This is a genomic window from Arthrobacter sp. 01T419, from assembly GCF_056398865.1.
The window spans coordinates 65,149-87,825 of sequence record NZ_JBFTQF010000009.1 but is presented as its reverse complement, the minus strand read 5'-3'; the positions used below and the strand labels follow the sequence as shown (position 1 = coordinate 87,825).

Below are 22,677 nucleotides of genomic sequence, written 5' to 3'. Positions count from 1 at the left end.
TTGTGACCGGCGCAACAATTTAACCTTGACAGCGGGGCCGCGCGGGTGTCTCATGGAAAGCGCTTACCAGATGGGAAAGCGCATACCAAGCGGCAGTTGAGTCCGATTCTTGCGATGGCGCCGCCCTCCTACTGGAAACCAGACCCAAAGACGGGAAGGCCCTCCAGTGGCCCACACGACTTGTCCAAAGGAGGACAATATGAAGATCGACGCGAGTACACAGCGAAGTTCAACCGGACCTCGGCAGTCCAGCACCACGAAGAAGGCCGCAGCCAGCGGCTGGATCGGCAGTGCCCTTGAGTACTACGACTGGTTCATCTATGCGCAGGCCGCTGCGCTCGTCTTCCCCGGCGTCTTCTTCCCCGCGGGAAATCCGACCGTTGCGCTGATCGCTTCCTTGGGTACCTACGCCGTGGGTTACGTGGCCCGCCCGATTGGCGCCTTCGTCCTCGGGCAATGGGGCGACAAGCACGGCCGGAAGAACGTTCTAGTCCTCGCCATGTTGATGATGGGCGTTTCGACCTTCGCCGTCGCCCTGCTGCCCACCTACGGCCAAGTCGGCCTCCTGGCGCCTATCCTGCTGGTTGCCGTCCGACTTATCCAGGGCTTTGCGGTGGCCGGCGAACTAAGCGGTGCCAGCGCCATGATCGTGGAACACGCGCCCTTCGGTCGCCGCGGCTTCTACGCAAGCTTCGCCCTCCAGGGCACCCAGGCGGGACAAATCATTGCTGCCGCGGTCTTCCTCCCACTCTCGGCCGTGCTCTCCAACGAAGCATTCAAATCCTGGGGCTGGCGCATTCCGTTCCTCCTCAGCGCCCTCGTAGTGTTCGCCGGATACATGATCCGCCGCCGGGTCGAAGAAACCCCCATCTTCACTGAAGAAAAGGCTCACCAGGAGATCCCCAAGATGCCGATCGTCCGCGTACTGCGGGAAAGCGGCCTCGACGTGGTGCGGGCTGTCTGCATGACCCTGGTCAACGTCGTAGGCGTCACCGTAGCAGTCTTCGGTGCGGCGTACGCCACCCAGCCGGGCTACGGCGTCGGCATGAGCACTACCGTCTACCTCTGGATCCCGGTCCTGGCCAACGTCGTCGCACTGGCTCTCATCCCCTTGTTCGGAGACCTCTCGGACCGGTTCGGCCGCCGGCCGCTGATGATCTTCGGCTCGCTAAGCTCGGGTGTGCTGGCCTACGCCTACCTGTACGCGGTCAGCCAGAACAATGTACTGCTCACCATCGTTCTCTCGATCGTCATGTGGGGCACGCTTTACCAGGTCTGGAATGCGACATTCGCCAGCTTCTTCCAGGAGCTCTTCCCCGCCCGCACCCGCGTCACGGGATTCGCCATCTCGCAGAACATCGGCCTGGTCATCACCGCGTTCCTTCCGAGCATCTTCACGGCAATCGCCCCGCCGGGATCGGCGAATGTCCCGCTCATCATCGGGTCCATCTGCTTCGGAATCTGTATCATCGGCGCCGTTGCCGCCTGGTCGGCCAGGGAAACGTACCGCATCCCCCTCAACCAGTTGGGCACCCAGAACGCGACGCCGGTTGCTCGCGAGGAGTACCGCCGGCTCCGGAGCGGCTCCCGGTAACCCGAGAGGCGAACTATTTTATTTGCCCTTTGAATGAAACGATTCAGCGAGAAAAGGAGCAACCCGGTCTGAGTCCCCGGACTCAGACCGGGGCTGTTTCCCATCGCCGCGCTTCAAGCTCCGGCCTGGGAAACAAGCCCCGGAATGGCGAGCCCAGAAGCCCCGGACCAAAACGGAAGCCAACGGCCGGAAACCGAACCACTCAAACGATCGCGGAAACCCCTGTCACGGCCCGGCCCACAATGAGCGAGTTGATCTCGAACGAGCCTTCGTAGGTGTAGATCGCTTCCGCGTCGGCAAAGATCTTGGCCATCCGGTAATCGGTCACAATGCCGTTCCCGCCGAGGATGGACCGCCCCATCGCCACGGTTTCGCGCATGCGGGCGCTGCAGTACGACTTAGCCAATGCCACCTGGGCCATCTGGGCGCCGCCGTGCCGCACTCCCTTGCTGTCCGTGTAGATATCCTCCTGCAGCTGGGCAATCCTGACCATCATGCCCATGCTGGCCACGGCATTTCCGAGCATGTCCACCAGTTGCTGCTGGATGAGCTGGAACTTCGCCAGCGGGCGGCCGAACTGCTGGCGTTCAAGCGCGTACTTCCGGGCGACGTCGAACGCCGCCAACTGTTGTCCCACGGCCTGCCAGGCCACCATGAGCCTGGACCCGCGCAGCAGGTGGTTGGTGTCGGCGAAGCTGTTGATCCCCGCGAAACGGTCCGCCTCGGCAATCCGGACGTCTTTCAGGATAATGTCGGCGTTTTGCACGGTGCGTAGGGCGATCTTGTTCTCGATCTTGCTGCGCGTAACCCCGGGCAGGCCGGCGTCCACAATGAAACCCCGGACCGCGCCGTCGGCCTCGTCCCGGGCCCACACGAGCATGTGATCGCAGAACGTCCCGTTGCCGATCCAGCGCTTGGCACCGTTCAACACCCAGTAGTCGCCGCCGTCGTCGGCTCCCCCGGTGACCCGCCGGGCCACCGTCTGCATGCCGCCGGCAACATCGGATCCATGGTCCGGTTCCGTGAGCGCGAAGGCTCCGGTGGTCCGCAGATTGGAGGCGTCGTCGAGGTAGCGGTCCTGTTGGTCCTTGGAGCCGAACTCGTAGAGCGCCTCGATGAAGAGATCGTGGTGGACCATGAAGAACGTGGCGATGGAGGTGTCCACGCGGGTCATTTCCGCGATCACGAGCCCGGCGAACAGGTTGCTGTAGCCGCGATGCGTGGGGGTGCTGAGCCGGAGCGCGGCGAGTTTTGGCAGGATGTGCGCCGGGAACTCAGCTTTGTCCCACCAATCCTTGGCATAGGGTGCGATTTCCGTGGCCAGGAATTCCCGGAGCTCGTTGAGCTTGCGCTGTTCCTGGACACTGAGGAGCGATTCGAAATCGAAAAAATCCGCCGCAGGCAAAGAATCAGGGAGGGAACCAACTGAGGGCCCGATTGCGGCAGCCAGCTTGGGCGTCTGGGTCACTTCGGTGCCATCCGGATAGCGCCGTCGAGTCGGATGGTTTCCCCGTTGAGCATGGCGTTTTCCACGATGTGCGCCACGAGGTTGGCGTACTCGGCGGGACGGCCGAGACGTGCGGGGTGCGGTACCTGCTGGCCCAGGGAAAGCTGCGCGTCCTGTGGCAGTCCGGCCAGCATGGGGGTTTCGAAGATGCCCGGCGCAATGGCCATGACCCGTACCAGCGAGCGCGCAAATTCACGGGCCAGGGGCAACGTCATCGCGGCCACAGCACCCTTGGACGCGGCATACGCAGGCTGCCCGATCTGACCATCGAACGCTGCCACGGAGGCCGTGTTGATGATGACGCCGCGTTCCTCACCGCCGAGCTCGCTGGACGCAGGCTCATTCTGGGCCATCGCGGCGGCGGCCAGGCGGATCACGTTGAAGGTGCCCACGAGGTTGATCTGGATGACCCTGTTGAAGTTCTCCAGCGGCAGTACACCGTCTTTACCAAGCACCTTGCCCGGGGTCGCGACGCCAGCGCAATTGACCAGGATCCGGAGCGGGCCCAGTGCGACGGCGGCGTCGACGGCGGCCTGCACTTGCGCTTCATTGGTGACGTCGGCGGGGACGAACACGGCCTTGCCCTCGGCTCCCAGGGCATTGAGTTCGGCGGCGAAAGCCTCACCGGGAGAAGAGCGGAGATCAAGCAGCACCACTGATGCTCCGGCGTCGAGCAATCGCCTGGCGGTTGCGGCTCCCAGTCCCGATGCCCCGCCGGTTATCAACGCAACTGCGCCCTTGATGTCCATCCATCCTCCTCGATGCAGAACCAAAATCCGTTAATGAATGTTAACTGAATCACGTTGATTGTGCACTGCGGAGGGATTCGCAGCCGAGCCGTCGCGTTAGGCTGTCCCCATGTCCGCCCCCGATGCCCCGTCCGGCACGTCCGGCACGCCGCATTGGGCCGTGCGAGCCGACCGCGCTGCGCGTTCGGTCACCCGGCACTTCGGACGGCGCTTCCTCTTCCTTCCCGGAACCCACCTCGCGGCGTCGATCCGGCCMTCCGACGGTTTCCCGGGTCAGCCGTGGAACTACTGGTGGCAGGCGCACTACGTCGATTGCCTCGTGGATACCGGGCGGCGCGAACTGGCCACGGGATCAAGGTTCGACGGCGGAGACCGGCCAAGCGCGGGCCGCCTCGCTTCACGCCTGGTCACCACCATCCGCTTGCGCAACGGCCTGCGCTACGCGAACAGCTACTACGACGACATGGCATGGCTGGCCCTCGCCACCCTGCGCTTGGACAGCTTGGCAGAGAGAGCCCACAAGCCGGGCCGCCGCCGGAATGCCCAGTTGCAGGAAACCCTGTCGCCGCAGTTCGAGTCGGCCTCCACAGAACACATGGGCGGTGGCACCTTCTGGAGCACCAAACGCGATTTCAAGAACACACCCGCCACGGCGCCGGTCGCCCTGCACTTCGCCCGGACCGGCAAGCCGGAGCGGGCCCAGCGGCTGCTGGACTGGCTCGACGCCACCCTCTACGAACCCAACAGAGGCCTGTACCTCGACGGCGCCCGGATCCAAGAAGGCAGGTTGGTCCTGGCGGAGGAGGTCTACACCTACAACCAGGGCCCTGTGCTCGGTGCCTTGCTGGAGTTGGGTGGCGACGCAAACCTGGCGCGCGCGGCCGCCTTGGTCGATTCCGTGGCGGCCCACCTGACCGTCCGCTGGACCGACGCTCGCGGAAAACTCGTTGTTCGCAGCGAGGGAACCGGCGACGGCGGACTCTTCACCGGGATCCTCGCCCGCTACTTGGCCCTCGCTTCCGAGGACGTACGTTTGCCTGCCGCCACCCGGGCCACCGCCGGCCAATTGGTGCTCGGTACCGCGGAGGCGCTGTGGGCGGGTCGGACTACCCGAACCGACGCTGCCAATGGGACTTCCGCAAAGTACGACGACGACGGCTGGCTCATCTTCTCGACGGAACCACAGCGTCCGGCCGCCGAGACGTACCCGGCGGACACCGCCGTCGAACTCTCCACCCAACTGCAGGCGTGGATGGTGCTGGAAGCCGCCTCCCGCATCCGGTAAATGTCAGTGCCGAGGCCTAGTCTGGAGCTGTGAACCCGTCCCCGAGTCCGATACCTGTCACCGTGGTCGCCGCGCCGCCGGAATGGTGGCAGATTCTCAGTGCGCTCAGCCCGCTCGCTGTCCTTGCGGCGGCGATCGTCGCCGCGCTGGTCGGCCTCCTGTCCCTGAGGCAGAAAGCGCGGGCGGACGATAGGTCCGAATGGTGGCGCCGCGCTCAATGGGCTCTGGACGCATCCCGGTCCCGCAGTCGCTCCGAAGCCGAAATGGGCCAAAAAGCTATCAACCTGCTAGGCCAAAGCGAACTTGCGTCACGGGAGGAACTCGCGCTCCTCAAGGTGGGCACTGAGGACGCACTCCTGGCAGCTGCCAAGGCATCTGAAACCCGCGCCCTCGCCCCTTCGCAAGGTCCCGCCTCGGTGAGCTCAGAGGACCGTAAGGTCCAGATGGCCGCCGCGAAAGCCAGGGTCGCGCTCGACCAGCGGCTCGGTGAGGACACTCCGGGCTGGATCGTCGCACTGTCTCAGGAGAAGCCCGGATAAGGCTACTCCCCCACCCGTGCAGGCTTTTTCTTCTGCGGATACGGGGTCTCCTGCCGCGCCAGCATCTCGACGAAGCCAGCGATCTTCCTGGCTCGTGTCTCCGCCTTCTTCACGGAGTTGGTCCGGTAGATCAGGGAATAACGGTTGACCGACGTCAGCACATCGAACATCGCCTGCGCTTCGGGAACGGCGGCGATGGCGGCAGCGAGGTCCTCCGGAACTTCCGCATCCGCTTGGCCCACGTAGGCAGATTCCCAACGCCCGTCCGCCTTGGCGCTGTCGACGGCGGCCCATCCGGCGACGGTCATCTTGCCCTCGGCATCGAGACGAGCAATGTGGCCCACGTTCCGTTTGGACCATGGGCTCTTGGGGCCGCGACGGGTCATGCGCTGAAAGACGCTTTCGTCGTCGCGCCTTCTGCCTTGGCCATCGATCCAACCGAAACAAAGGGCCTCATCCAAGGCAGCGGCGTAATCGAGTTCCGTGACGTTGCCGCCCTTCTTGTGCAGCACGAGCCACACGCCAGGGCTATCGGCGCCGTTCTTTTCGAGCCAGGAACGCCATTCGGCAGCGTCTTTGACGATCAGTTCTTCGAGTTCAACAGCCATGGCCCCATTCTGGTGCCCGTTAGGCTGTGGCGAAAGCCCACGAGTTGCCCTGATTCATGTCCCGGAGGTTCCATGCTGCGCGTCCGCCCCATCCAATTCACGTCCGACGTCTCCGCTTGGAAGCACCTTCTTGTGACGCTAGGACTCGTGTGTGTCGAGGACCACGGCGATTGGGTGGAGTTCGACGCCGGCTCGGGCCGGGTGGCCTTGCACCGTGTTTCCCCTGGCTCGCCCGACGACGGAACTACCGCATTCCGCGTCGAGGTCGGGGACCTCGCCGAGTTCGCCCGACGCACCCTGGCGGACGGAACCCGAGCCGAACTCGTCGATGCCGATCACGGCCAGGCCGTCCGCATCACCGCTCGCGACGGGTTCACATTCTTGGCGGACGAAGCCGCTAGCCGCACGACCAGCCCTCAAGCGGATCCGGCGCTCGCCGTCGTCGGGACCTGGCTCACCCCGGAGGTGCCGCTGGCTGCCCAAGAGTTGGGCAATATCGGCGCGCGGCCGCGGCATCGGTCCGCAGACCTCGCGGTTTTCAGCACGAAGAACGGCGGCATCCTTGTGGTCCGGTCGTCTGCCGAGACTGCCGCTGGAGACCTCGCTTTCGAGTACGACGGCGACCTCTCAGCTCTGGAGGCCCGGCTCGCCGCCGCAGGACTCGGTTCAGCCTTGGCTGGCCAGGTGCTCACCATCGCCACCCCGCGCGGCGATACGGGCCTTTCCCCCAACGCTCCTTCACCTATACGGGCCTTTCCCCCAACGCTCCTTCACCTATACGGGCCTTTCCCCCAACGCTCCTTCACCTATACGGGCCTTTCCCCCAACGCTCCTTCACCTCATCTGTACGAGGGATCCCTCTGTTGGCCACAAACGTGAGCGAGCGTCGCCCGATTAGGCATCAAAGGTGAAGGAGCATCGTCGCCCGATCAGGCATCAAAGGTGAAGGAGCGTCGAGCGATTTGGCACCATAGGTGAGTGTGCGTCTGGCTAGTCCTCCAGCGCTCCGTTGCAGAGGCGGTTGACCACTTCGGTGAGCATCGCCAGGCCGGCTACGATGTCCTCGTCCTTGGTGTATTCGTGCTCATTGTGGGAGATTCCGTCCACGCTGGGAACAAAGAGCATCACCGTGGGAACGATGTCCTTCATGTTGGTGGAATCGTGCCCGGCCAAGGTCATGACTTCCTTGTTGGACAGCCCCAGGTCCGCGGCCACCTTGGCGGCGAGTTCCACCCCCTCGGGCTGGTAAGGAGTGACCGGCCATGAGTGCGAATGGTGTTGTTCCACGGAAACGTTGGCCAACACCTCGATTTCCGCGATGCGCTCGTGCAGGAGCGCATCGGCCTGGGCGAGTATGGATTCGTCGGCACTGCGCAGGTCCAGCAACAAGCTGACCCGGGACGGCACTACAACGGGCGAGTTCGGGTAGACGTTCAACTGCCCCACCGAGGTGTGGAGCACTCCGGGGAAGAGGTTGGCGATGTCCCGCGCGGCAACCACCAGCATCGAAGCTCCCAGGAGAGCGTCCTTGCGGTCCGCGATCACTGTGGAACCCGTGTGTGCCTGCTCGCCGTGGACCACGAATTCGTACTTGTTGGCTGCCCAGTTGGAGGACACCAGGCCAATCGTGATGCCTTCCCGTTCCATGCTGCGGCCTTGTTCGATATGGATCTCGGCGCAGTACGCCGCCTCGGGTCCTTCATAGGAACCACGGCACGCGATGGCGTCGAGGGCGTCCTGCACTGAAATCCCGGCAGCATCAGTGGTGGCCAGCGCCGTGTCCAGCGGGAGCTTGCCGGTGTAAACGGAGGAACCCATCATGGACGGCTTGAAGCGTGAACCCTCTTCGTTGAACCAGTTCACGACGGCGATGTTGAACTTGGGTGCCTCAGCTCCGGGCGCGTTCCACTGGTCAACCAGCCGGAAGGCCGCATGCGCGGCGGCCAGGACACCATAGGCGCCGTCATAACGTCCCGCCGTCGGCTGCGAGTCCATGTGCGAACCAACCACAACGTAGGGAGCTCCCGGCACGGCCTCGTAGAGTCCCCACTGGTTGCCGACCTGGTCGAAGCGGACAGTGAAGCCCCGGGCTTCCAGCAAGGTGGCGAGCCAGTGCCGCTGTTCGCCGTCGGGCTGGCTGGCGGCCTGCCGGTCCACGCCGCCGTTTGCGGTGGCGCCGAACGCGCTCATGGTGAGGAAGTCCTGGACGAAGGCCGTGTCCTGGGCGGTGAAGCTGGTGGTGGAAGTCATTGGTTCCCCTATGAACTGTGTTGGATCTAAGAAGAGGGCTGAATTTGTGAACTGTGTTGAAGTGCGGTCAAAGTGTTGTAGGTGAGGCGTCCGCCGACGGCGGTGGCCAGGACGTCCACCTCCGTGAAGTTTCCCGAGTCCAGCGGCGAGCCGGACAGGACGGTGAAGTCGGCAAGTTTGCCCGGAGCCAAAGAGCCCTTCACGGCCGACATTCCCGTGGCCGCGGCCGCTCCGGTGGTGTAGGCGGCTAGTGCCTCGTAGGGAGTGAGCCGCTCTGACGGGTTGCCGAACACCGCGCCGGAGGAGGTCTTCCGGTCTACGAAGGCCTGCATGCCCCGCAGCACATTGCCGTCCGCAACGGGACGATCGGAGCTTCCAGCTAGCGTCACTCCTGCGGACCGGAACGACGACGCGCGGTAGGCCCAGGGCAGCCGTTCAGGACCGAGCGACGCCGACATGCCGTCGCCGCCGTCGTGGAAGAAGCTGGCCTGAGGAGTCACGGCGATCCCGGCCTTCGCCAAACGCCCGAGCTGTTCCGGCCTGGTCATGGAGGCGTGTTCGATCCGGTTCGGCATGCTGCGCGGGCCGTACTTGGCGTCGCAATCCGCAAGAATGTCGATCGCGAGGTCAACAGCCCGGTCTCCGATAGCGTGCGCCGCAATCGACCATCCGGCAGCGTAGGCGGCCTCGATCCGTTCCCGCAGGAGGGCAGGTTCAGCCTGGAAGTAGCCCACGTTGCCTGTGTTGTCCTTCTGCCCGTGGCTGCAGTACTGACGGCTGACCGCGGCAGTTTCGCCCAGGAGCGAGCCGTCCAGGAAGACCTTGGCCGGGCCAAGGGAGAGGTACTCGTTGCCGAAGCCGCTCGTGATGCCCAAGTCCAGGCCTGCCGCGGCGGGACCGTCGCCGTGACCGTCGTCGCCATGGCCGTCAAGCTGGTGCAAAACGTCCAACACGGGCATCACCTGGGCGCGGGCATGGAGCCTGCCGTTGGCCGCGGCCCGCTGGTAGGCCGCGAGTTCCACCGGGCTGTGCCCGATCCATCCGCCGCCCACGCCCGCCTCGGTGAAGCTCGTGATGCCTTCGGAGGCGTAACGCCGCGTCGCCCGCTCCAGCGCTTCTTCGATCTGGCTGATCGAATACGGCAGGATCAGTTGCTGGATCAGTTCCTGCGCCGTTTCTTGCACGAGTCCAGTGGGCCTCCCCGCTGAGTCACGGACGATCACGCCGCCGTCGGGATCTGCGTACGACGGCGATGCGGCACCTGCCAGCCGCAGCGCGGCTGTGTTGACCACGGCCATGTGCCCGGATTTGTGCCGCATGAACAGCGGCCGCTCCCCCGTGATGCGGTCGAGTTCCCGGATGTCCGGGAACTGACCGCCGTGCTGCTGCTGGCTGAAGCCCGTGACCATGAGCCAGGCCTCCGCATCAACGCCAACGCCGGCGTCGGTGCCGGTGCCGGAAGCCGGGCCGGCACCCTCCAGCAGCGCGTACAACTCCTCCAGCCCCCGCGCCTTGGACACATCGAGTTCGGCCAGGCCCAGCCCGAACCACGTGGTGTGGCAGTGGGCATCGATGAAGCCGGGCGTGACGGTGGCGCCTCCGAGATCGAGGATCTCTGCGGCGGCGAGGCCGTCCAGGTCCTCATCAAGTCCCACCACGAGTCCCTGCCAGACGCCCAGCGAGTGGGCACGTGGACGGTCCGGGTCCATCGTGATGATGTGCGCGTTGCGCAGGAGCAGATCGAGTTCCATTGGTTACCTAGCGGTGCGAGGTGGTGACGGACTTGATCCGGGTGTAGTCCTCCAGCCCGAAGACGGAGAGGTCCTTGCCCGTGCCGGAGTGCTTGAAACCGCCATGTGGCGCCTCGGCCGGAATGACCTGATGGCAATTGATCCACACGGCGCCGAAGTCAAGCTCGTTGGATACCCGCGTGACGACCCCGTGGTTGTTGGACCAGACACTCGAGGCGAGCGCGTACTTCGTCCCGTTAGCGAGCTCCACGGCCTCGTCCTCGGTGGTGAAAGGCTGCACTGTGACCACGGGACCGAAGATCTCGTCGCACACCACCTCGTCAGTCTGGAAGACGCCGTCGATCACCGTCGGTTCGAAGTAGTATCCCGCGCCGGTGCGCTTGCCGCCCGACAGGACGGTGGCGTTGGCCGGAAGCCGGGTCATGAAGCCTTCCACGCGCTCAAGCTGCGCTGCACTGTTCAGCGGCCCAAGGTCCGAGGCGTCATCCCCGAGGGTCAGCGCGGCGGCCGCAGCGCCGAGGGCCTTGGCGAACTCGGCGTGAATATCCGCGTGAACCAGCACCCGGGTCACGGCGGTGCAGTCCTGGCCCGCGTTGAAGAACGCGCTCAGGGCGAGTTCGCGGGCGGTCTGCTGGATATCGACGTCGGCGAAAACGATCGCGGGCGCCTTGCCGCCCAGCTCAAGGTGGACGTCCTTCAACGTCTTGGCCGCGGCGGACATGACCTGTGCGCCTGCCCGGGTGGAACCAGTGATGGACACCATCTCCGGGATCTCGTGGTCCACCATCGCGGCACCGGCCTCACGGCCTCCGCAGACGATGTTCACGACGCCGGCCGGGTACACCTGCTGGGCCAACTCGCCCAGGATCACGGTGGACCACGGGGTGGTGTCCGCGGGCTTCAAAACCAGGGTGTTTCCCGCCGCCAGCGCCGGCCCGATCTTCCAGATGGCCATCATGAACGGGTAGTTCCACGGGGTAATCTGCGCGACCACACCCAGCGGTTCGCGTCGGATGGTGGACGTGAAGCCCTGCACGTACTCTGTGGACGCGGTGCCCGACACGACGCGGCAAGCTCCGGCGAAGAAGCGCAATTGGTCGGCGCCGCGCAGGATCTCCAGTTCGCGGGTCACGGCCCGCGGCTTGCCCGTGCACGCCACTTCGGCGTCCAGGAGCCTGTCCACGTTGGCTTCGATGAGGTCCGCGAGCTGCAACAGCAGCGCCTGGCGCTCGCCCGGCGTCGTGCGTTTGTAGCTCTTGAAAGCGGCGGCAGCGGACTGGAAGGCGAGGTCGACGGCGGCCGCGTCACTATCCGGGGCCGTGCCGATCTGCGTTCCCGTCCGGGGGTCGAAGAACGGCAGGCTCGCGGGGGCGTCCACCGCTTGGCCGTTAATGATGTTCTTGAGCGTGATCACGAGGGGCTCCAGTCAGTTGCTCTTGGGTGAACGGGTAGTGGGGTCCTGCGGGAGGTGCAGCACGGCCGGGAGGCCGGAGTCGACCGCGCGGCGGAACGCTGCAGCGAAGTCCTCCGCCCTGTCCACGCGCTCGCCGTAGCCGCCGTAGGAGCGGGCCAGGGCCGCGAAGTCCGGATTGGTCATGTGCGTGCCGGACGGGCGGCCCGGGTAGTGGGCTTCCTGGTGCTCGCGGATGGTGGCGAAGATGCCGTTGTCCACCACCAGTACGACGAACTGCGCGCCGTGGCCCATCGCCGTCGCGATTTCCTGGCCGTTCATCATGAAGCAGCCGTCGCCGGCCACCGAGATGACCTGTCGGCCAGGGTAGGCCAGGGACGCAGCAACGGCGGCCGGGATTCCCATGCCCATGGCTCCGTTGCGGGGAGCGGCCAGAGAGTTGGCGCTGTTGTGCTTCAGGTAGCGGGCCGGCCACAGGGCGTGGTTGCCCGCGCCGAAGGTGAGGACGGCGTCGTCGTCCATCTCTTGTTTGAGGATCTCCATCACGACGCCGAGATCCACTGTGTTTGTGTCCACTCCGCGGACCCCGTCAGCTTGGGCCGAGGAGAACTTGAGGTAATTTGCCCGGGCATCCTGGAACCAGCCGGCGGCGGGCCGCACAGCCGAATCCGTGTCCGCGATGGCAATCGAGAAGGCCGAGACGTCGGCGGTCATGTGCTGATCAACTTGGCCGAAGTGGCCGAGGAGATCCGGGTCCGGGTTGATCACCACCGTGGTGGCCTTGAGGCCGCGGGTGTAGCCATCGGAGAGGACGTCGCCGCGGACACAACCGAGGAAAATGAGGAGATCCGCGTCGTCCATGAGGGCCGCGGTGGCGTCGCTGCGACCGTAGCCCAGGAAACCGGCGTAGGACTCGCTGCTGTGCGGCACGGCGTCGTAGGCGCGGAAATCGGCCACGACCGGGACGCTGTGGCGTGCCGCCCAGGCGGCCAGCGCGTCCCCGGATTCCTGCGTCCAACCCTCGCCACCCACCACAACGAGCGGCTTGGCGGCTCCGGCGAGACGCGTTTCCAGCTCGGCCAGGTCCGCGCCAGTCGGCCCGGGACGGGAAACCCTGCGCGGTTCCACCGTGCCTTCGTCAATAGTGTGCACCAGCACATCTTCCGGCAGCCCGATGACCACAGGGCCCGGGCGTCCGCTGAGTGCCGTGAAGATGGCATCATCCACTACGCGGGCGGCGGACGCGGCGTCGTCGAGCGTGACAACTTTCTTCGCGGTGCTGCCGAACCAGGCGTTGATGTCGAATTCCTGGAAGGATTCCCGGCCGCGGTCCGCCACGGGGATGAGGCCAACGAACAGGATCATGGGTGTCGCGTCCTGGTGCGCAGTGTGGATGGCGATGAAGGCGTTGGCGGCGCCTGGGCCGCGCGTCACCATGGCGACGCCGGGGAGTTCCGTGAGGCGGCCCTCGGCCAGCGCCATGAAGCCTGCACCGCCTTCGTGGCGGGTCACGATGGTCTCGATCGACGAGTCGTGGAGTCCGTCCAGGACGTCCAAGTAGCTCTCGCCGGGGACGCCGTAGACCCGTTTGATGCCTGCGCGTTCAAGCTGCTCGACGATGAGGTGGCCTGCTGTAGTGGTGCTCAATGCTTCATTCCTTCTTCTTTGATGCTCAGGCCGGGCAGGAAGATGCCGGACAGTGCGGTCAGTACGGAAACAATCAGGAGGATGATGGCGCCGGGCCAATATGAGTTGCCGTTGGCAGCCACCAGGGCCGTGGCTATGAGCGGCACGAAGCCGGAGATGACGCCTGCCGTGTTTGAGGTGATGGCGACGCCGGTGTACCGGACTTTGGTGGCGAACAGTGCCGTCAGCGCCGTACCCGAGACGGCGTACGGGATGGACAGGACGGCGACGCCGATCATCATGCCGACGACCACCAGGACGGGGTTGCGGCTATCGATGGCTAGGAAAACAGGGACCGCAATGATGGCCGAGGCCACGCCGCCCCACAAGATGACCTTGCTGGCACCGAACTTTTCGCCCATTCTGCCGGCCCAGACCAGGGCCCCGATTTCGAGTGCGGCGGCGAGGAGGGTGCCCAGGAGAAGCAGTTCGGACGGCAGCTTCAAGACCTTGGTGCCGTAGAAAACCACGAAGCTGGTGATGAGGTAAAAGCCGCCGATGCCGAGCAGTGCCGAGCACATGCCCACCAGGATTTGGCGCCAGCTGTTCTTCAGCACGCCACGGATGGGAGCGTGCTCGGTCTCGCCGGATTCCATGAGTGCCTCGAATTCGGGCGACTCGCTGAGCCTGCTGCGGATCCACATGGAAATGGCCAAGAGCGGAATGGCCGCGATGAACGGGATGCGCCAGCCCCAGGCGTCGAAGTTGTTCTGGCCGACCAGGAAGAGCATGCCGAAGAAGCCTCCCGAGGACAGGATGGTCCCGATCGGAGAGCCGATCTGCGGCAGCGCCGCGTAGCGGGCCCGCTTGGCCACCGGGGCGTTTTCGACGGCGATGATCACCGCGCCGCTCCATTCGCCGCCGACGGCGAGGCCTTGGACGATCCGCAGGGCCACCAGGAGGATGGGGGCGGCCAGGCCGATGGTCATGTAGTTGGGCAACATGCCGATCAGGCCGGTGACGACGCCGATTCCGACGATGGTGACCATGAGGATCTTCTTCCGGCCTACCTTGTCGCCGAGGGCGCCGAAGATGAATCCACCGATGGGGCGGGCGACGAACCCGACGGCGAGGGTGGCGAAGGAGCCCATCGCCGCCACAAACGGATCCTGCGAGACGAAGAACTGGGCGTTGAACACCAAGGCCGCCGCGGTGGTGAAGAGGAAGAAGTCGTACCACTCCAAGGCAGTGCCTACGAGGGCGGCAAGGGCGACCTTCTTGGTAACCCTCTCATCAATTGTGCGGGGCGTCCCCGGAGTCAGATCCGTGGGGGCCCTGCCTGCGCTAGTGGCCATGATTACTCCAAAAGATGCGAACGGTGCCGTGAAAAACCGGGGAACTGCCGGTTGTGATTGGCCTCACTCGGCAGTGACTACTCCCATAGTGCCAGTAGATCCGCCCAAAAAAACTAGCTCTGCGCCACGGAATATTGACCGTATAATGTGTGAATGCACAATGGAGAGAACGCCGGCGACGCCGCGCGCTGGGGAGAACTGGTGGAAGGGCTGCACGGGCGGCTTGAAGAATTGGTTGAACTGTTCGTGGCACGCGTCCAGGAGATCCCCGAATATGCCGACGACAGGGTGAGCCTGCCGGAGTTGCGGAGCACGGCACGCGAAACTTTCCGGCGCCTTATAGACGGACTGCGGGACGAGAGGTTCCGCCATTCGAACTCCCATGGCAGCCAGGATTCCCTGGCGCGCTTCTCTTCGGAACTGGGTGCCAAACGGGCCCGTGCCGGCATTTCGCCCGAGGCCTTGATTTCAGCGGTGCGCCTCGATTTCAGCATCCTCTGGGCAGATCTCTTGCAAATCGCCGATGCGGAGGACGCGGTGCTCCTAACGTCCCATGTGGACCAGGTGTGGCGTGTGGTGGACGAGTTCGCCACGCAGACCCACTCCAGCTATTCGAGCGAGCGGGTCCGCATGGCCCAGGAAGAATCGAACATTCGCCGGGAGTTCATCGCACGACTGTTCAGCAAGTCCGAGCTATCGGCAGACACCATCAGCCAGGCAGCTGCGGCCTTGGTCACGGACCCGGAAGCAAAGTTCTCCATCGTGGCGGCGAGTGGGGACGCGGCTTCCAAACTGCGGACTATTGCCACTCAGGGCGGCTGGCTCCAACCGTCCCAACGGCTCTACGTCCACGAATTCGGCGGCAGCACGTACATCTTCTGGGCGTTGCCACGGACTCATGGCGCCGTGCCCGGTGGCAACGCACGGGCCCATGGCGCCGGCTCCGGCGGCACCGCACGGCAAGACGAAGGACCTGCCTACATTCCCGCGGCCATCACCGGAATACCTTGCGGTTATGTGGAGGGATTTTCCGGCCTGCGAGCCCTGCCCTCCGCAGCACGGACGGCAGAACGCCTCGCGTTGCTGCTTCATCCAGCAGACCGCGGCCCACTAACCGCCGCGGCGGCGTGGGCCCGGCTCGCCAAGCAGCAACTTCAGGACGCGGGCTTGGACCTTTGGGCCGACCTTGAGTCCGCCCTCGCGGAATGCCGCGACGGCGAGCGCGAGCGATTGACCGAGACGGTGCGGCATTTCCTGCACACGGGCAACATCACCACCACAGCCCAGGAATTGTTTTGCCACCGGAACACCATCCTCAACCGTCTCAACCGTTTCCAGGAGTTGACGGGCATCGATCTGGCCGTGCCGGCGCAGGCGGCCCGGCTGGTGGTGGCCTGGGCCTAAGCCGGAGGCTGCAACAGAAAGAGCAGCCGTTGTGTGAACACACATTTTCTGCCGTTTTTTGCTGGAAATTCAGCCATTGAAGTGTGGTACGCAACACAGGATAGTTATCTGCATCCTCACCCGGGCACTCGCCCCCACACTCATCTGGAGCTTCTCATGGCCCAAACGGTAGATACCGCTTCCGCGTCCGCAGCCAGGCTTGACCTGGCCAAGATGCGCAAAATTGCCCTCGCCAGCGTCATCGGCACCACTGTGGAATGGTACGACCTGTTCGTGTTCGGAACAGCGTCCGCCTTGGTGTTCAACAAGATCTTCTTCCCCAGCTTCGATCCGATCGTCGGAACCATGCTGGCCTTCGGCACCTTCGCTTCCGCCTACATTGCCCGCATGGTGGGCGCCATCATCTTCGGCCACTTCGGTGACCGGCTCGGCCGCAAATCCATGCTCCTGATCTCCCTGCTCACCATGGGAGCCGCAACCTTCGCCATCGGCCTGCTTCCCGACTACAACAGCATCGGCATCATGGCGCCGCTGCTGCTGCTCTTGCTACGCGTCATCCAAGGCTTGGCCTTGGGCGGCGAATGGGGCGGCGCGGTACTCATGACCGTTGAGCATGCTCCTTCGTCCCGCCGCGGCTTCTACGGCTCCCTCGTCCAGGTGGGCGTTCCCGCGGGCACCTTGATCGCCAATGTTGCGTTCCTGATTGTCGCTTCCACCGTCAGCTCGGACGCACTGCTCAGCTGGGGTTGGCGCATCCCGTTCCTGGCCTCCTGCCTGCTGGTGGCTGTCGGCATTTACATCCGCCTCCACATCGAGGAAACCCCGTCGTTCCAGGCCGTCAAGACCGCCGGCGCCAAGGCGAAAATGCCCTTTGCCGCCCTCATGGCCAAGTACTGGAAGCAAGTTGTACTCGGCGGTATCGCCACCCTCTCTACCGGCAGCACCTTCACGCTGCTGGTTGCCTCCGGGGTTTCCTACGGCAAGAAGGACCTCGGACACTCGGAGAGCCTCATGCTCTGGGTTGTCCTCGCTTCTTGCGCACTATGCTTTGTGCTCATCCCCTTCTTCGGGAAGCTCTCGGACAAATACGGCCGCAAGCCGATCATCTACGCTGGTGTAGCCGCCGAGGCACTCTTCGCCTTCCCGATGTTCTGGCTCATGGACACCAAGTCCGTAGCGCTGCTCTTCGTCGCGTATCTCGGAATGATGACGGCCTTCGCGGCCAACTACGGTCCCATCGCCACGTTCCTGGCCGAACTCTTCGGTTCCAAGGTGCGCTACTCCGGATTGTCCGTGGCCTACATGCTCTCCGGCCTCCTCGGCAGCGCCGCTACCCCGTTCATCACCACCTGGCTCCTGGGCCTGACGCACCAGAGCTCCTCTATTGCCTGGTACATCACAGCCGCGGCCTTGATCTCCTTGGCGGCGCTGTTTGTCCTGACGGAAACCCGTCACGGCAACATCGACGCCGTCGACGTCGCCCCGGTGGATTCGGCGGAAGCGTCGGCCGCGAAATGAGCGAATCCCTACCGACGAACCCGGCCGAGATCACCACGAACCCAACCACCATCACCCGGCTCGCCGAGATCCCCGGCCAGGCAGCCACCGTCGGGCCTTTCTCCCACGCGGTCATCGCCAACGGGTTCGTGTTCACGTCCGGCCAGATCCCGGCCATCACGGGCCTGGACGATCAACCGAAGACCTTCGAAGGACAAGTCCGGCAGACCATCGAAAACCTGCGGACGGTACTGGACGCAGCCGGTTCCAGCCTGGCGCACGTGGTAAAGGTCAACACGTACTTGACCAGCCAGGACCAACTCGAGGAGTACAACCGCGTCTACACGGAGTACTTCGGCCCGGCGAAGCCCGCGCGCACCTCGGTTTGCGTGAGCCTCTGGGGCGTCTCGCTGGAGATCGAATGCGTGGCGGTGCTCGCATGAGCCACGGACTGCTCGCGTCCGGCGCATCGCCGGCGCAGCTTCTGTCCTCGCCAGAGCTGCTGGCCCGGCTCGCCGAGGTCAGCTACCCCACTATCGGGCATTTCCTGGAGGACGGTTTTGTCGATCCGGCCATCCAATCGTTGCTGGAGTGCTCGCTGACGGAGGACGGGTTCGACGCCGTCAAGATCGTCGGGCACGCCGTCACCGTCCGCATCGTCGACAACGACGCCATCGCCATGAACCGCGCGCTGCTCGCCCTAACCCCGGGAAGCGTGCTGGTGGTGGACATGTCCGGCGACCACCGTCACGCTCCGGTGGGGGCGGTCACGGCCGCCGCGGCGAAAGCGCAAGGCGCTGCCGGCGTCGTCGTCGATGGGGTGGCGACCGACTTGCTGGAACTGCGGCAGACCGCGCTCCCCGTATTCGCTCGCGGCACGTCGCCCCTCACCACAAAGCGCGTGCACGGCATGGGTTCGGCTGTGAATGTGCCGGTCCGGTGTGGCAGCATCACGGTCAATCCGGGCGACGTGGTGCTCGCGGACAGCAACGGCGTATTAGTGCTCAGCCCGGAGGTCGCCAATTCCGTCGTGGGGCAGGCCGAGGCCTCAGATGCTGCCGAGCCCGCAATCCTGACACGCATCGCCTCCGGCGAGTCGCTCGACGCAATCCTGGCTCTCTGATTCCTAAAGCCCGGAACGGCATGGGATGGGGTAGAACTTAACCATGAGTGTTCGTACCCCTGATCCCTACTCCGGCTGGCTTTCCGACGAAGACCTCTTCGAAGCCCGCGGCCGCCTCCCCATGGTTTATGTGGAGGCGGTTCCCGTGCGTCTGGATCCCCTCGGCTTCGTCAACGAGGTAGGCACCCTCCTTCAGGGCGATGCCGACGGCACCATGGTCCGTTCCTTCGTTTCCGGCCGTGTGCTCTATCGCGAAACCATCCGTGCCGCGCTGTTACGGCACATGGAAAAGGACCTTGGCCCGCTGGCGTTCCCCCAGTTGCCGGTCAGTCCGGTGCCGTTTACGGTGGCCGAGTACTTCCCGGCGCCGTCGCAAACCGGTTTCACGGACGATCGCCAACACGCCGTGTCCCTCGTCTACGTCATCCCCGTCACGGGCGAGTGCGAACCGCGCCAGGACGCCCTCGAGCTGACCTGGATGACCCCGCAGGAAATCCTTAGCGACGACGTCCAGCAGGAATTCAGCGGCGGTCGCGGCAATCTGGTGCGCCAGGCTTTGGCCTTTGCCGGCGTCGGACAGTAGCGGCAACGGCGGGTAGGAGCCACCTCCCCGATTTGCTCGGTGGGGTTTTATAGACTGTTGGGCGGACCCCAAGAGAACCAAAGGACTTCCGATGACTCACAGCCCAGCCGACCAGCAGTACCGTGAAAAGCAGGCTGGGGTCCTCCAAATCGGGGACTACCTGTTCCTCCCGGGGGATGGTCCCGCGGAGGAAATCACGCACATCGAGTTCGAACACGACGATTTTGGCGTGCCCGCCCTCGTCCTGGTGACCACCCTCAACGGCGGAAGCGTGCGGATCGCCATCGGATCCAACGTGCCGGTGGGCGGGGCAGCTGGCACTCTCGACGACGGCGGTGCGTCGGCCGAGCTGGTTCCCGGCGACGCGCCCGACGGCGGTACCTCCGACGACGGCGTTAGCTCCGCCGGCGGCGACGCGCCCGCGGAGGCAGTTCCCGCGGTCGTCGTACCTCCTTTGCCTGCGGTGGCACCGACCGTCAGCGGACCGAGTGCCGCCGAGCTCGCCCTGATCCCGGAACCGACGGACTCCCCCGAGGACCTGGTGGCCGCAGCTGCTGAAGCACACCCCGGCAGGAACGGCGTCGCGGTGCTGAGCGAACGGCTCGTGAAAGGCATCAACACGAAGTCGGGAAGCTGCCTGCGGGATCTGAGCGACCTCGCCCACGATCTCTTCATCGAACTACGAGATCCGGACCACGCGCTCGCGGTGGCGGACATCCTCAATGTGCTCCCCTACGACGGAAACCGGGACCGGTGGATGTCCGTGGAGCGCGCCCTCGCCCTCTCAAGCTTCATTTGCCGTGAGCTCGGCCAAACGAAACGCGCGGAGGTTTACGATCAACTCCTGCAGGCTCCGGACACCCTCGAGACAGACCCGTTCAAGGCCCGGATCGCCGCCAAAGTCCGGCAGCGCGGGCTCAACGAACCGAATCTGTACGACAAGGAAATCTTCCGCTCCATCGACAACGGCAACCGCGATGCCGAACGCGAATGGCGGCTACTCCGGCTCGAAACCCTGCTGTTCCTCCGTTCGCACGGCGGCTCGAACACTCTCGGCCTAGGCGAGCTCGATCACCGGATCGCGAACGAACTCGAGGCCGTGCGCGGGTAGGCGCTATCGGAAGAATCCGCAAGACCTGTCGCGTTCGCGCCAACGGCGGTAGATTCGGGCCATGACGAACAATCTGAGCGTTGTGGTAAATGCCGACGCGCAGCAAGTTTGGACTTCGCTGCGCGAACCGTCGCTCGTCGCTCAATGGCACGGCTGGGAGGCCGATGAGCTTGGCGACGAAATCAACCAAATCTACTTCAGCACCGCCGTAGTCGAGGGTCCCGACCACACAAGCCTCACCGTGAACGGCGGGGACGTCTTCGAACTCACTCCGGTCAGCGGAGGCACCGAGGTCCGCGTAACGCGGGCCGCCTTAGACCACGATTCGGAATGGGCGGCCTGGGACGAGGACATCACCCAGGGCTGGCTGACGTTCCTGCACCAGCTCCGATTCGCTCTGGAACGCCATCCGCACGGACACCGGCGCACGCATTTTGTCTCCCTGCCCGGCGGTAGCGGATCAGGCATCCAGAAACTGGGGCTCGCCGGCGTTCCAGCTCCTGGGGAGGAATACTCGCTGACCTTGCCCACGGGCGAAGCCCTCTCCGGCAAGGTCTGGTTCCGGAGCAACCACCAGGTGGGCCTCACCGTGCACAGCTATGCGGAGCACGGTGACGGGCTGCTGATTGTGGCTGACCAACCGGTGATTCCGGAGAAAAGGCCCGACGGCGGCACGATCGTGATCGCTTCGACCTACGACTTGGGCGCCGCCAACCTGGACTCGATCCGCTCCCACTGGGACAGCTGGAAGGCTGAGAACTACCCCACAGAGGTGCACTCGCACTGACGGTCCACGCTCCAGGGCTGGCAGACTGTAACGGTGCCAGCCGATTCTTCCTTGCCTCATTCCGGGTCTAGCTCCGGGTCTAGCTCCGGGTCCGATCCTTCAGCACCCGCCGCTGCCCAGCAGTCCGCGTTCTCCTTCGAGGTGGGGGCGCGGCTCAGCGAAACGTGCCCGCCGTCGTCGGGCCTTTTGAACGCCAACGGCGATAGCCGCAACGGTGGCAGCAAGCGCGGAGACTTCCTAGGCCGCACCGGAACCATCACCACGCCGCACGGCCAGATCCAGACGCCCGCATTCATCGCCGTCGGGACCAAAGCCACGGTCAAAGCCGTGCTGCCCGAATCCATGAAGGAGCTCGGGGCCCAGGCGTTGCTGGCTAATGCTTACCACCTGTATCTGCAGCCGGGACCGGAGATCCTGGACGCGGCCGGAGGGCTCGGCGCGTTCATGAACTGGGACGGGCCCACTTTCACGGACTCGGGTGGATTCCAGGTGATGAGCCTCGGCTCGGGGTTCAAGAAGGTCATCGACATGACCTCCGTGGATACGTCCGGGCCTGACGACGCCGTGGCCCCGGGCAAGGAGCGGCTGGCGCATGTGGACGAGGACGGGGTCTGGTTCAAGTCGCACTTGAACGGGGACCGGCACCGCTTCTCGCCGGAGATCTCCATGCGGGTGCAGCACCAGATCGGCGCCGACATCATGTTCGCCTTCGACGAACTGACCACACTGCAGAACTCCCGCGGCTACCAGGAGGAATCCCTGGAGCGGACGCGTCGCTGGGCCGAGCGCTGCGTGGTGGAGCATGAGCGGCTGACTGCCTCCCGGGTAGGGAAGCCGTATCAAGCCCTTTTCGGCGTCATCCAGGGGGCGCAGTACGAGGACCTCCGCCGCAAGGCCTGCCGGGACCTTGGCGGCATGCCCTTTGACGGTTTCGGCATCGGCGGGGCGTTGGAGAAGGAGAACCTCGGCACCATCGTGCGTTGGTGCAACGAGGAACTTCCCGAAAACAAGCCCCGGCACCTCCTGGGCATCTCCGAGCCGGACGACATCTTCACGGCCATCGAAAACGGCGCCGACACCTTCGATTGCGTCTCCCCCACCCGGGTGGCCCGCAACTCGGCGTTCTACACTCCGTCCGGTCGGTTCAACCTGTCCGGCGCACGCTACAAATCGGATTTCGGACCTTTGCAGGACGGCTGCGATTGCTACGCCTGTGCCAACTATTCGCGGGCGTACATCCATCACCTGTACAAGGCCCACGAGATGGTCTCGGCCACGCTCATTTCCATCCACAACGAGCGCTTCGTGGTGAAGATGGTGGACGACGCCCGCTTGGCCATCGAATCCGGGGACTTCTTCGAGTTCAAGGCGGAGACCTTGGGGCAGTACTACTCGTAGCTTTTCCGTCGAATTCGCCGAGCTCGCCGCCGAGCTCGCCGGAACGGTGCCGGTTCGCCGGAGCGTACGGGCGAGCCGGCACCGTTCCGGCGACCCCAC

General features: G+C 64.8%; 20 protein-coding genes. 12 read left to right on the top strand and 8 right to left on the bottom strand.

Going from position 1 to position 22,677, the window contains the following annotated elements:
- Nucleotides 1–199: 199 nt before the first annotated feature.
- Nucleotides 200–1,594 (top strand): MFS transporter, encoded by a 1,395-nt coding sequence (locus AC1DLO_RS14410; RefSeq protein WP_476890369.1) that lies wholly within the window; start codon nt 200–202, stop codon nt 1,592–1,594.
- Nucleotides 1,595–1,796: 202 nt separating this feature from the next.
- Here the strand turns inward: AC1DLO_RS14410 and AC1DLO_RS14405 are convergent, their stop codons facing one another.
- Both AC1DLO_RS14405 and AC1DLO_RS14400 read right to left on the bottom strand, forming a co-directional pair.
- The gene (locus tag AC1DLO_RS14405) at nt 1,797–3,032 is read right to left on the bottom strand and encodes an acyl-CoA dehydrogenase family protein (protein WP_476890477.1); all 1,236 of its coding nucleotides are present in this window, start codon (nt 3,030–3,032) and stop codon (nt 1,797–1,799) included.
- A 26-nt stretch (nt 3,033–3,058) separates the two neighbouring features.
- Nucleotides 3,059–3,850: an SDR family NAD(P)-dependent oxidoreductase gene (locus tag AC1DLO_RS14400; protein ID WP_476890368.1), complete on the bottom strand. Its 792-nt coding sequence runs from the start codon at nt 3,848–3,850 to the stop codon at nt 3,059–3,061.
- A 109-nt stretch (nt 3,851–3,959) separates the two neighbouring features.
- On the opposite strand from AC1DLO_RS14400, the gene AC1DLO_RS14395 reads away from it, so the two are divergent.
- Together AC1DLO_RS14395 and AC1DLO_RS14390 are read left to right on the top strand one after the other, a co-directional pair.
- Nucleotides 3,960–5,135, top strand: coding sequence for a glycoside hydrolase family 76 protein (locus tag AC1DLO_RS14395; protein WP_476890367.1), 1,176 nt, complete (start codon nt 3,960–3,962; stop codon nt 5,133–5,135).
- A gap of 29 nt (nt 5,136–5,164) precedes the next feature.
- On the top strand, nt 5,165–5,674 hold the full coding sequence (locus AC1DLO_RS14390) for a hypothetical protein (protein WP_476890366.1): 510 nt from the start codon (nt 5,165–5,167) through the stop codon (nt 5,672–5,674).
- Nucleotides 5,675–5,676: 2 nt separating this feature from the next.
- On the opposite strand, the gene AC1DLO_RS14385 is transcribed toward AC1DLO_RS14390, so the two are convergent.
- The gene (locus tag AC1DLO_RS14385) at nt 5,677–6,282 is read right to left on the bottom strand and encodes a YdeI/OmpD-associated family protein (RefSeq protein WP_476890365.1); all 606 of its coding nucleotides are present in this window, start codon (nt 6,280–6,282) and stop codon (nt 5,677–5,679) included.
- 72 nt (nt 6,283–6,354) lie between these two features.
- Between AC1DLO_RS14385 and AC1DLO_RS14380 the strand changes: the two genes are divergently transcribed.
- Complete coding sequence (locus tag AC1DLO_RS14380; RefSeq protein ID WP_476914505.1) at nt 6,355–7,161, top strand: VOC family protein; 807 nt, start codon at nt 6,355–6,357, stop codon at nt 7,159–7,161.
- A 111-nt stretch (nt 7,162–7,272) separates the two neighbouring features.
- Here the strand turns inward: AC1DLO_RS14380 and AC1DLO_RS14375 are convergent, their stop codons facing one another.
- The 5 genes from AC1DLO_RS14375 to AC1DLO_RS14355 are packed head-to-tail and all read right to left on the bottom strand — an operon-like array spanning nt 7,273 to nt 14,675.
- Complete coding sequence (locus AC1DLO_RS14375; protein WP_476891258.1) at nt 7,273–8,532, bottom strand: M20 family metallo-hydrolase; 1,260 nt, start codon at nt 8,530–8,532, stop codon at nt 7,273–7,275.
- Nucleotides 8,533–8,558: 26 nt separating this feature from the next.
- Nucleotides 8,559–10,283, bottom strand: coding sequence for an amidohydrolase (locus AC1DLO_RS14370; RefSeq protein ID WP_476891257.1), 1,725 nt, complete (start codon nt 10,281–10,283; stop codon nt 8,559–8,561).
- A 7-nt stretch (nt 10,284–10,290) separates the two neighbouring features.
- Entirely contained in the window at nt 10,291–11,697 is a 1,407-nt protein-coding gene (locus AC1DLO_RS14365) for a gamma-aminobutyraldehyde dehydrogenase (protein WP_476891256.1), read from the bottom strand.
- Between the two features lie 12 nt (nt 11,698–11,709).
- Nucleotides 11,710–13,341 (bottom strand): thiamine pyrophosphate-dependent enzyme, encoded by a 1,632-nt coding sequence (locus AC1DLO_RS14360; RefSeq protein ID WP_476891255.1) that lies wholly within the window; start codon nt 13,339–13,341, stop codon nt 11,710–11,712.
- A complete protein-coding gene (locus AC1DLO_RS14355; protein WP_476891254.1) occupies nt 13,338–14,675 on the bottom strand; it encodes an MFS transporter in 1,338 nt (445 codons plus the stop codon). Before AC1DLO_RS14355 ends, AC1DLO_RS14360 begins: the two co-directional genes overlap by 4 nt.
- 153 nt (nt 14,676–14,828) lie before the next feature.
- On the opposite strand from AC1DLO_RS14355, the gene AC1DLO_RS14350 reads away from it, so the two are divergent.
- The 8 genes from AC1DLO_RS14350 to tgt all read left to right on the top strand — a co-directional run bounded on the left by AC1DLO_RS14350 (nt 14,829) and on the right by tgt (nt 22,578).
- Nucleotides 14,829–16,079, top strand: a complete 1,251-nt coding sequence (locus tag AC1DLO_RS14350; protein WP_476891253.1) for an RsbRD N-terminal domain-containing protein — start codon at nt 14,829–14,831, stop codon at nt 16,077–16,079.
- Between the two features lie 156 nt (nt 16,080–16,235).
- Nucleotides 16,236–17,597, top strand: a complete 1,362-nt coding sequence (locus AC1DLO_RS14345) for an MFS transporter (protein ID WP_476891252.1) — start codon at nt 16,236–16,238, stop codon at nt 17,595–17,597.
- Nucleotides 17,594–18,019 carry a RidA family protein gene (locus AC1DLO_RS14340; RefSeq protein ID WP_476891251.1) on the top strand — a complete coding sequence of 142 codons (426 nt, stop codon included), beginning with the start codon at nt 17,594–17,596 and terminating at the stop codon, nt 18,017–18,019. Before AC1DLO_RS14345 ends, AC1DLO_RS14340 begins: the two co-directional genes overlap by 4 nt.
- Complete coding sequence (locus AC1DLO_RS14335; protein ID WP_476891250.1) at nt 18,016–18,699, top strand: RraA family protein; 684 nt, start codon at nt 18,016–18,018, stop codon at nt 18,697–18,699. Before AC1DLO_RS14340 ends, AC1DLO_RS14335 begins: the two co-directional genes overlap by 4 nt.
- A 43-nt stretch (nt 18,700–18,742) precedes the next feature.
- Entirely contained in the window at nt 18,743–19,282 is a 540-nt protein-coding gene (locus tag AC1DLO_RS14330) for an NUDIX hydrolase family protein (protein ID WP_059388553.1), read from the top strand.
- Between the two features lie 91 nt (nt 19,283–19,373).
- Nucleotides 19,374–20,393, top strand: a complete 1,020-nt coding sequence (locus tag AC1DLO_RS14325) for a DUF6707 family protein (protein WP_476891249.1) — start codon at nt 19,374–19,376, stop codon at nt 20,391–20,393.
- Nucleotides 20,394–20,454: 61 nt separating this feature from the next.
- Nucleotides 20,455–21,180, top strand: coding sequence for an SRPBCC family protein (locus AC1DLO_RS14320; RefSeq protein WP_476891248.1), 726 nt, complete (start codon nt 20,455–20,457; stop codon nt 21,178–21,180).
- A 141-nt stretch (nt 21,181–21,321) separates the two neighbouring features.
- Nucleotides 21,322–22,578 carry a tRNA guanosine(34) transglycosylase Tgt gene (gene tgt, locus AC1DLO_RS14315; RefSeq protein ID WP_476891262.1) on the top strand — a complete coding sequence of 419 codons (1,257 nt, stop codon included), beginning with the start codon at nt 21,322–21,324 and terminating at the stop codon, nt 22,576–22,578.
- Nucleotides 22,579–22,677: the final 99 nt, after the last annotated feature.

Bases quoted from the DNA above. Each gene is read 5' to 3' on its own strand.
- AC1DLO_RS14330 (WP_059388553.1), top strand. From the start codon at position 18,743: ATGAGTGTTCGTACCCCTGATCCCTACTCCGGCTGGCTTTCCGACGAA.
- AC1DLO_RS14410 (WP_476890369.1), top strand. From the start codon at position 200: ATGAAGATCGACGCGAGTACACAGCGAAGTTCAACCGGACCTCGGCAG.
- AC1DLO_RS14350 (WP_476891253.1), top strand. From the start codon at position 14,829: ATGCACAATGGAGAGAACGCCGGCGACGCCGCGCGCTGGGGAGAACTG.
- AC1DLO_RS14375 (WP_476891258.1), bottom strand. From the start codon at position 8,532: ATGACTTCCACCACCAGCTTCACCGCCCAGGACACGGCCTTCGTCCAG.
- AC1DLO_RS14335 (WP_476891250.1), top strand. From the start codon at position 18,016: ATGAGCCACGGACTGCTCGCGTCCGGCGCATCGCCGGCGCAGCTTCTG.
- AC1DLO_RS14340 (WP_476891251.1), top strand. From the start codon at position 17,594: ATGAGCGAATCCCTACCGACGAACCCGGCCGAGATCACCACGAACCCA.
- AC1DLO_RS14320 (WP_476891248.1), top strand. From the start codon at position 20,455: ATGACGAACAATCTGAGCGTTGTGGTAAATGCCGACGCGCAGCAAGTT.
- AC1DLO_RS14370 (WP_476891257.1), bottom strand. From the start codon at position 10,283: ATGGAACTCGATCTGCTCCTGCGCAACGCGCACATCATCACGATGGAC.
- AC1DLO_RS14325 (WP_476891249.1), top strand. From the start codon at position 19,374: ATGACTCACAGCCCAGCCGACCAGCAGTACCGTGAAAAGCAGGCTGGG.
- AC1DLO_RS14380 (WP_476914505.1), top strand. From the start codon at position 6,355: ATGCTGCGCGTCCGCCCCATCCAATTCACGTCCGACGTCTCCGCTTGG.
- AC1DLO_RS14385 (WP_476890365.1), bottom strand. From the start codon at position 6,282: ATGGCTGTTGAACTCGAAGAACTGATCGTCAAAGACGCTGCCGAATGG.
- AC1DLO_RS14400 (WP_476890368.1), bottom strand. From the start codon at position 3,850: ATGGACATCAAGGGCGCAGTTGCGTTGATAACCGGCGGGGCATCGGGA.
- AC1DLO_RS14355 (WP_476891254.1), bottom strand. From the start codon at position 14,675: ATGGCCACTAGCGCAGGCAGGGCCCCCACGGATCTGACTCCGGGGACG.
- AC1DLO_RS14345 (WP_476891252.1), top strand. From the start codon at position 16,236: ATGGCCCAAACGGTAGATACCGCTTCCGCGTCCGCAGCCAGGCTTGAC.